Source organism: Occallatibacter sp., from assembly GCF_049802275.1.
GTDB lineage: Bacteria > Acidobacteriota > Terriglobia > Terriglobales > Acidobacteriaceae > Telmatobacter.
The window spans coordinates 1-7548 of the sequence record NZ_JBARMD010000547.1 but is presented as its reverse complement, the minus strand read 5'-3'; the positions used below and the strand labels follow the sequence as shown (position 1 = coordinate 7548).

6 protein-coding genes and 1 pseudogene are annotated in these 7548 nt (G+C 57.3%); 6 read left to right on the top strand and 1 reads right to left on the bottom strand.

The window, feature by feature from the left end:
• The 4 genes and pseudogenes from WA354_RS18920 to WA354_RS18905 all read left to right on the top strand — a co-directional run.
• Positions 1 to 528, top strand: a pseudogene (locus WA354_RS18920) (HlyD family secretion protein); the annotation flags it as partial.
• 589 nt (positions 529 to 1117) lie between these two features.
• The gene (locus WA354_RS18915; protein ID WP_472814576.1) at positions 1118 to 1789 is read left to right on the top strand and encodes a metal-dependent transcriptional regulator; all 672 of its coding nucleotides are present in this window, start codon (positions 1118 to 1120) and stop codon (positions 1787 to 1789) included.
• Between the two features lie 87 nt (positions 1790 to 1876).
• Complete coding sequence (locus WA354_RS18910; RefSeq protein ID WP_472814575.1) at positions 1877 to 3205, top strand: Nramp family divalent metal transporter; 1329 nt, start codon at positions 1877 to 1879, stop codon at positions 3203 to 3205.
• A gap of 93 nt (positions 3206 to 3298) precedes the next feature.
• A complete protein-coding gene (locus WA354_RS18905; RefSeq protein ID WP_472814574.1) occupies positions 3299 to 3820 on the top strand; it encodes a DUF1648 domain-containing protein in 522 nt (173 codons plus the stop codon).
• 43 nt (positions 3821 to 3863) lie between these two features.
• On the opposite strand, the gene WA354_RS18900 is transcribed toward WA354_RS18905, so the two are convergent.
• Positions 3864 to 4031: a hypothetical protein gene (locus WA354_RS18900; protein WP_472814573.1), complete on the bottom strand. Its 168-nt coding sequence runs from the start codon at positions 4029 to 4031 to the stop codon at positions 3864 to 3866.
• Between the two features lie 270 nt (positions 4032 to 4301).
• Here WA354_RS18900 and WA354_RS18895 point away from each other — a divergent pair, with 270 nt between their 5' ends.
• Together WA354_RS18895 and WA354_RS18890 are read left to right on the top strand one after the other, a co-directional pair.
• Positions 4302 to 4823: a DUF2393 family protein gene (locus WA354_RS18895; protein ID WP_472814572.1), complete on the top strand. Its 522-nt coding sequence runs from the start codon at positions 4302 to 4304 to the stop codon at positions 4821 to 4823.
• A gap of 252 nt (positions 4824 to 5075) precedes the next feature.
• Positions 5076 to 6029 carry an OmpA family protein gene (locus WA354_RS18890; protein WP_472814571.1) on the top strand — a complete coding sequence of 318 codons (954 nt, stop codon included), beginning with the start codon at positions 5076 to 5078 and terminating at the stop codon, positions 6027 to 6029.
• Positions 6030 to 7548: the final 1519 nt, after the last annotated feature.

Below are 7548 nucleotides of genomic sequence, written 5' to 3'. Positions count from 1 at the left end.
CAGTACAAGTACGCGCAGACCGGGCCGCAGCAGGTTGCGGCACAGTCAGCGCGCGCCAAGCAGGCCCAGGCGCAGGTAGCACAGGCGCAGGCGCAGCTTGACCAGGCGAATCTCAATCTGAGCTACACGAAGATTGTGGCGCCGGTGGCCGGTATCGTCACACGCAAGAGCGTGGAGATCAACCAGAACGTATCGACGGGACAGAATCTGCTGACGCTGGTTTCGCTGGAAGACTTGTGGGTGACGGCGAACTTCAAGGAAACGCAGTTGAAGCACATGTCCGCGGGCCAGCATGTCGAGATCAGCGTAGATGCGACCGGCAAGACCTACGACGGACACATTACGCAAATTGGCGGCGCGACGGGTTCGGTGCTGTCCTTGTTTCCGCCGGAGAATGCCACGGGCAACTACGTGAAGGTGGTCCAACGGCTGCCGGTGCGCATCGATTTCGACAACCTCGACAAGGAAGATCCGAACCACGCGTTGCGACCCGGCTTATCGGTCGAGCCCAAGGTGCGCGTGAAGTGAGGAAGACAGCTTCTAGCTACTAGCTTCTAGCCTCTAGCTCGTTTGTGGTTGTGCCAGCTCTTCGAGATTTCGGAGAGCTGGTTTTGTTTGAAGCAGACTCTTGTCTGGCTGTTCACCAACGCCGGGAAGTCTTGTATCAGGCACGACGTCCGTCATCGTTTTGTATCAGGGCATGACTTTGAGTCGTGCCGCAAGCCCCCAAAAACGTGCAGGCTTTTTCAGCCCCTGAGCGAGGCAATCTCGGGTGATGCCAATACGCCAGTAACCTCGAAAGTGTCATCCCGACCGAAGCGGAGGGATCCGCAGTTGCTTTTGACGATCTCGCTCATCTGCGTTCTCTTATTCCGTCCCTTTGCACCGCCTCAGAGCCGGGCATCTCAAGCCGCATCAATACCCAGCCTCGGCAGAATTCGCGCCATAGTTCAGATCATCGCAATCGAACGCAGTCAAATCTGCCAACTGGAAAGTTCTCCGGCGCAAGCGCGATCCTCATTCCCCCTTGGCTTGGCGAAGCGCATAGAATGATTCCTTGCTCAAGGAGTGCTCAGCGACAGCCCTAAGCTAGAAGCTCGCAGTAGAGACTCAGATCATGAAAGACGCGATTCAAGTTTCGAAAGAGAATTATCTGAAAGCCATCCTGGAGGCTGAGGCCGAAGGGCACGCCGTGATTCCGGCGACGCTCGCGCACTGGCTGGAAGTTTCTGCGCCGGCGGTAACGATGGCCCTGAAACGGCTCCGGCGGGATGGCTATGTCGAGATCAAAGACGACGGCATCGTGCGTCTGACCGAAACGGGCCGCGAGACAGCCTATCGAACTGCGCTGCGGCACCACCTGATCGAACGGATGCTGACCGAAGTCTTTGGCATGGAGTGGTACGAGATCCACGATGAAGCGGAGCGTCTGGAACACGCCGTTTCGCCGGCCTTCGAGGCGAAATTGAAGGAGAAACTGGGCGAAGGCGGGTCGTGTCCGCACGGAAACTCGGTGCTGCCCGTGCGGCCAGCGGAGCGGAAGAAGCGCGGAGAGGTGCCGCTTTCTGAGGCGCGCGCGGGGGAGCGGTACCGGGTGACGAGCCTGCAGGAACGAGATTCCCAACTGCTGTTGTTTCTGCATCGAATGGGCATAGGGCCGAACAAGAGCCTGCGCGTGGTGAGTCAGAACTACGACCAAACCGTTTCGATTGAACTACCTACGGGAAGCTCGATTCTCGGCCGGCCGGCCGCGGAAGCAGTTTGGCTTAAGGTGGACGCGTTTGAGTAATTAGTAATAAGAAATTTATATTAACTATAGTTAATATATGACATACTCAAGGCAGCAGTGCTGTGCGCTGCTTCCCTTTGCGCTTATATGGCCACTGAAATCCCCAATTCCATCGGGCTCCCGGAGCCCTCGTTACCCGAGGTGCATGCGAGCGTGCGCATCTCGCGGTCGCCGGTATATTGGCGGCGGCTGCTCGGGTTTCTAGGTCCGGGGTTTCTCATTTCGGTCGGGTACATGGACCCGGGAAATTGGGCGACGGATATTGCGGGTGGATCGCGGTTCGGGTACACGCTGCTGTTCGTGATCATGCTGTCGAACTTGATGGCAATTCTGCTGCAGAGCCTGGCGTTGAAACTGGGGGTGGCGACAGAGCGCGACCTGGCCCAGCTTTGCCATGAGAACTACGGGCGCAGGGCAAGTTTTGCGCTGTGGGTGGGAGCGGAGATTGCGATTGCCGCGTGCGACCTGGCCGAGGTGATCGGATCGGCCATCGCGCTGCAACTGCTGTTTCACATCCCGCTGCTTTTTGGCGTGCTGATTACAGGGCTCGATGTCCTTCTGATCCTGCTCCTCCAGAAGTGGGGATTCCGCTACGTCGAGGCGCTGGTGATTGTCCTTATCGGGACCATTCTAGGCATGTTTGGCGTGCAGATGTTCCTGTCTCGTCCGGACTATTGGCCCGCGCTGCATAGCCTGTTCGTGCCCTCAGTTTCGATTGTGACGAATCCCGAGATGCTCTACATCGCCATTGGGATCCTGGGCGCGACGGTGATGCCGCACAATCTCTATCTGCATTCCTCGATTGTGCAGAGCCGGCGATACAAGCGGACACCCGCGGGCAAGCGCGAAGCGATTCACATGGCAAATGTGGATTCGGCGCTGGCACTCACGCTGGCGCTGTTTGTGAATGCGTCGATTCTGATTGTGGCGGCTGCGGTGTTTCATCGGAGCGGACATTTTGAGGTAGCAGCGATTGAGGACGCGTACAAGTTGCTGAGTCCGCTCGTGGGCGCAGGTTTTGCGAGCACATTGTTCGCTGTGGCGCTCTTGGCTTCGGGACAGAACTCCTCGATCACAGGAACTCTGGCGGGGCAGATTGTGATGGAGGGATTCATTCACCTGAGAGTGTCTCCCTGGCTGCGTAGGCTTATAACGCGCGGGCTGGCGATTATTCCGACGATCATCGTGGTGGCCGTGAACGGCGAGCGGGGGACTGAAAAGCTGTTGATCCTGAGCCAGGTGATCTTGTCTATGCAGTTGAGTTTCGCGGTGGTGCCGCTGGTGATCTTTACCGGGGATCGCGCGAAGATGGGCGAGTTTGTGAACCCGAAATGGATGAAGATGCTGGCGTGGAGCACGGCGGTGGTAATCGCGGTACTGAACGCGTGGCTGCTGGTGCAGACGGTCAAAGGCTGAATATGCAACGAACCGTCAATGGAATCCTTGAACAGACGAAGGGCGTGACCATTGTTGTATCGTTGTCGGTAAACGGGGCGACCGAGGGTTGGCATGCGCAGGACGCTGGAAATCGTCGGAGTGGGGATGCTGGCGGTCCTTTATTGGATCACCTATTCGGCGCTGAACGGCCCTGAAAAGCTGCCGGATCGCATTCCGACACACTTTGATTTTTCAGGTCAACCCAATGCGTGGGGGCCTCCCGGTCTCTTGTGGTTTCTGCCCGTGGTCGCCTCCGGGGTCTACTTGATGATGACGGTTCTCGCGGGTATTCGATTCCGTCGATATAATCTGCCGGTCCCGGTGACGGAGGCCAATCTGCCCTTCATTCAGGACCAGACCGCCCTCATGGTGGCCTGGATCAAGTGTGAGCTGCTCTGTCTGTTTGCGTACCTGCAGTGGTCGATTATCCAGTCTGCACGAAACGGCACATTTCGGATCTCCCCGCTGATGATTCCTGTGTTTCTGGTAGTGATCTTCTCTACGGTGGGTTGGCGGCTGACGACGATGATACGAGGCGCAAAGGCGCGGGCGGAGTCAATCACCTCCGGCAGGCCCATTCAAAATTTGCCATAAGAAGCGGCCGCATATTCGCGGCATCAGGCGCGGCGTCGGAGGGCTAGAAGATCCAGACGCTGGCCAGCATTGTGACCATCGCAGCGACTGTGACGACCTGGTAGACGAGGTCTTCTCTGCGGTGATGCCGGATTGAAACTGCCGAGGGGGAGGGATGCATGCGTGTTGCCTTTCCACAATGCGCGGCGTAATCGAACGTCGCGGGTCCCATAGCACGTTCTCACATGTATAGATTCAACCCGATTGGATTGTGAATCAACTAAAAGTGCTACGACTTTGGTTACCCGAGTCACGAAATTGAATCGCGGGTACAGTGCGTGACCATTTTGGGAACGAGTTTTTGCCTGCCCACCTCGTGAAGCCCGGACGTGGCATCTCCGCAGGAGAGTATTCAGGCGGGGCCACGTAGCCGGTGAGGCGGCAAGTGTGGAATCTCCTGTTGAAGATGAAGTGTGAAGAGGCTAAGGTGTAGAATCCGCTCGTGAGCACCGGACCTCAGCTCGTCCCTCCCGTAGAGCCACGCGAGCGCAATTGGATGCCGCTGGCGATTGCCGCGGCTGCAGTTTTGATTGTTGCGGCGATTGTGATTTTCACCATGGAGCGGGGCAAAGGTGCGGCAACGGTAACGCCGATTTCAGCGGCTCCGGATCCTTACGCGGCAAGCCTTCCGATCACCAATGTTGTGATGAGCGAGTCGAGCAACCTGGCGGGCGGCAAAGTCACCTATATTGACGGTCGCATCACCAACACCGGAAACAAGACGGTGCCGGGTGTATGGGCGCAGGTGCTGTTCAGGAATGCGGCGAATGAAGTCGCGCAGAATGAAACCCAGGCGCTGAAGTGGATCAGGACGCGCGATCCGTATGTGGACCTGGAACCGGCGTCGGCAGCACCCATGAAGCCCGGGGATAGCCGCGATTTCAGGATGATCTTCGACACCGTTACGCCGGATTGGAATGGAGCTTACCCGGAAATCCGGATCGTCCGCATCGACGCAAAGTAGCGATATAGCTCGATTTACCGGGTAAGAGTTACCGCTCGTTGTAAAAATTACTTTCCAGTTACTGTTTGCTGCCTGCCGGAAGAGCCGCCCGGTGTTGCGGAGAATGTAGATAAACCTCTGAAATCAAATACATTACCTGATTCTCCAGACGAAAGCGGGCCTTTGGCATGCCCCATGCAATAAGGATGGGCGAGAGGATCATGCCCTCACCCGCAAAGCAACTGCGGCAACCGCATATCAGGGGTTAGAAAAATGAAAAATCAAATTAAAGCTACAGTTCTGTTTCCCAGCCAGGTAGCCCTTCTGGCCTTGGCTTCGGCGATCGCGATCCCCGCGATGGCCCAACAGACGCAGCAGCCCGACAATTCCCAGAGTGCTCCGGCAGCCGCGCAGCAGACACCAACCTCAACTCCTCCGGCAGCGGCCACGCAGCCGATTCCGGATGCGAAAGAGGGTTTCTGGGGACGCATGAACCCGATGGCGCGCAAGAAGTGGGTGAAGAAGAGGCTCGATCCGATCAATGATCGCCTCACCGAACTCGACCAGGTGAATGCGAAGAACGCCTCCGACATCAAGGACGTGGATGCGCGTGCTCAGGCCGGCATCAAGAAGGCACAGGATTCGGCTGATGCGGCTAATCAGACCGCGACGGCAGCCGGCGACCAGGCAAAGAAAGCGAACGATACCGCAATGGCAGCGACGGGTCGCATTGACAACGTGAATACAGAGGTCAACGGCCTGGACACCTACAAGCCGATCACTGAAGTCGAAGTTCCTTTCCGTCGTGGCAGCGCTGAACTGTCACAGGACTCAAAATCCAAGCTTGATGACATGGCCAAAAGCCTGCAAGGTCAGACCGGCTACATCATCGAAATCGAAGCTCGTTCGCCTGCTGCGGGGTCAGCCGGCATCGCGAGCGCACAGCGCGAGGCAGAAGCGGTTAAGCGCTACCTCGTATCTGAACACGACGTTCCCATCTACCGTATGCACGCTGTGGCTTTAGGCAATGCCCCAATGCCGGAAGCGACCACCGAAGTTGCGAGCAACAATGCCCCGGCAGATCAGACAGCGCCGAAGCCTGCTGCGACGCACCGGGAGAAGGTTCCCAGCACCGTGTATATCAAGTTGATGCAAAACAGTTTGGCGGCCCAGGGCTCCACATCCCCCCATGGTATGGCGTCCTCGACCGGTGCGGTGCAGCAGTAATGCTGCGTAGCCACCCCCCTGAGGCTCCCATCCGCACCGACGGCTACCCCGCCGTTGGCCGCCAATAGACCTCTCGCAACACGAGAGAACCAAGGCAACTTGGCCCCCGTTAATGACGGGGGCCGTTTTTTTTGTATCTACACCTCGGGCCTACCTCGCGCTGCTCTTTCGCTGGGCCAGTCGCGTCAGGCGGTGGTGTCCGTGTTTACGCGGCTCACACCCCCTATACGGTCTTTGTAAGGAAATATCCTACTTTCAATGGTTTGCAGCCAGGGATGCCCGCCAAAAATCTCTTAACAAAGAGTTTAGCCGTAGATATTTCCAAGCAAACGACTTAGAGCAGTGATCAGTGCGCCATTATATCTGGAGGGCGGATGAGGTACGGCAGGAGTGCTTGCTTAATTCCATTATGAACAATCCGGTGAAATAATCTGCAACGATGTTCAGGATGAACTGAGGGACGGTTCATGGTGAACGTGCGAGCGCCGAATCCCAGGTCTCAGAGACCGAGATCCGGGCCACCCAGATTCATCGGCCCGAGACTTGGGCCTGTGAGATGGAATCGGACGGAACGCGATGGGCGGTCCACGTATTTGGGAACTGCGCCCGTGATTATTTCCGACTCGGAAACTACATCCTGAGCCCGAACATCTTGGTCGCTTTGCGGCGCGACTGAAGTCTTGCCGTGACATAAAACCGATCGGCGGGATGGATTAGTGCCGATGCGGAAGTCACGAAAGGCAACCGCAGTCATGCATGGCGCGTGGCGCCACCCAAGCGCCATGAAAATGCGGCTGGGTTCGGACGTCCCTCCGGGACTGAAATCTTCTTGTCTGCTATCCCAAGGTTCCGCTGCGCTCCACCCTGGGCTATTTTCATGCGTTCCCTACGGGAACTTGGTTTCCGGGGTCGCAGTTGATCGCTGAATTTTCAGGGCAGTCATGCATGGCGCTTTGCGCCATCCAAGACCATGAAAATCGGGTGGGATCGTGCTTTCCCACCCTTGCTGCGCAAGGATGGGGCCCAGTTTTGATCGAGGTATGAGAATTTTCAGGGCAGATCCTTCCGCTGCGCGTCGGGATGACAGGGCGGGAGGGAATTTGAAATGGCAGCCTACTGCCGATGGGAAGTTGCACTGCGCAGGGGCTGAAGCCCGGCTTTCTTTTGGGGCTTTGCGGCATGACTGAAAGTCATGCCCTGATACAAAACCTTGTGCTCTGATACAAAACCTCCTGTCCTGATACAAAACCTCACGCCCTGATACAAAACCTCCTGCCCTGATACAAAACCTCACGCCCTGATACAAGACCGCAGAGCAGCAACGGACGTTGATGGACCCAGGGCGTTTAGGATGGTTGCGATGAAAGTTCTGAGTGCGGAGGAGATGCAGGCTTGCGATCGCGTAACGACGGAGCGCTATGGCGTGCCGTCGATTGAGCTGATGCGCGCGGCTGCTTCGGCGGCGGACGTGTTTGCGCGCGAAGCGTTTCCCCGGGCGCGACGCGTGACCGTGCTGTGC

Excerpts from the sequence above, each read along its gene's own strand:
- WA354_RS18915 (WP_472814576.1), top strand. The coding sequence starts at position 1,118 with ATGAAAGACGCGATTCAAGTTTCGAAAGAGAATTATCTGAAAGCCATC.
- WA354_RS18910 (WP_472814575.1), top strand. The coding sequence starts at position 1,877 with ATGGCCACTGAAATCCCCAATTCCATCGGGCTCCCGGAGCCCTCGTTA.
- WA354_RS18905 (WP_472814574.1), top strand. The coding sequence starts at position 3,299 with ATGCGCAGGACGCTGGAAATCGTCGGAGTGGGGATGCTGGCGGTCCTT.
- WA354_RS18900 (WP_472814573.1), bottom strand. The coding sequence starts at position 4,031 with ATGGGACCCGCGACGTTCGATTACGCCGCGCATTGTGGAAAGGCAACA.
- WA354_RS18890 (WP_472814571.1), top strand. The coding sequence starts at position 5,076 with ATGAAAAATCAAATTAAAGCTACAGTTCTGTTTCCCAGCCAGGTAGCC.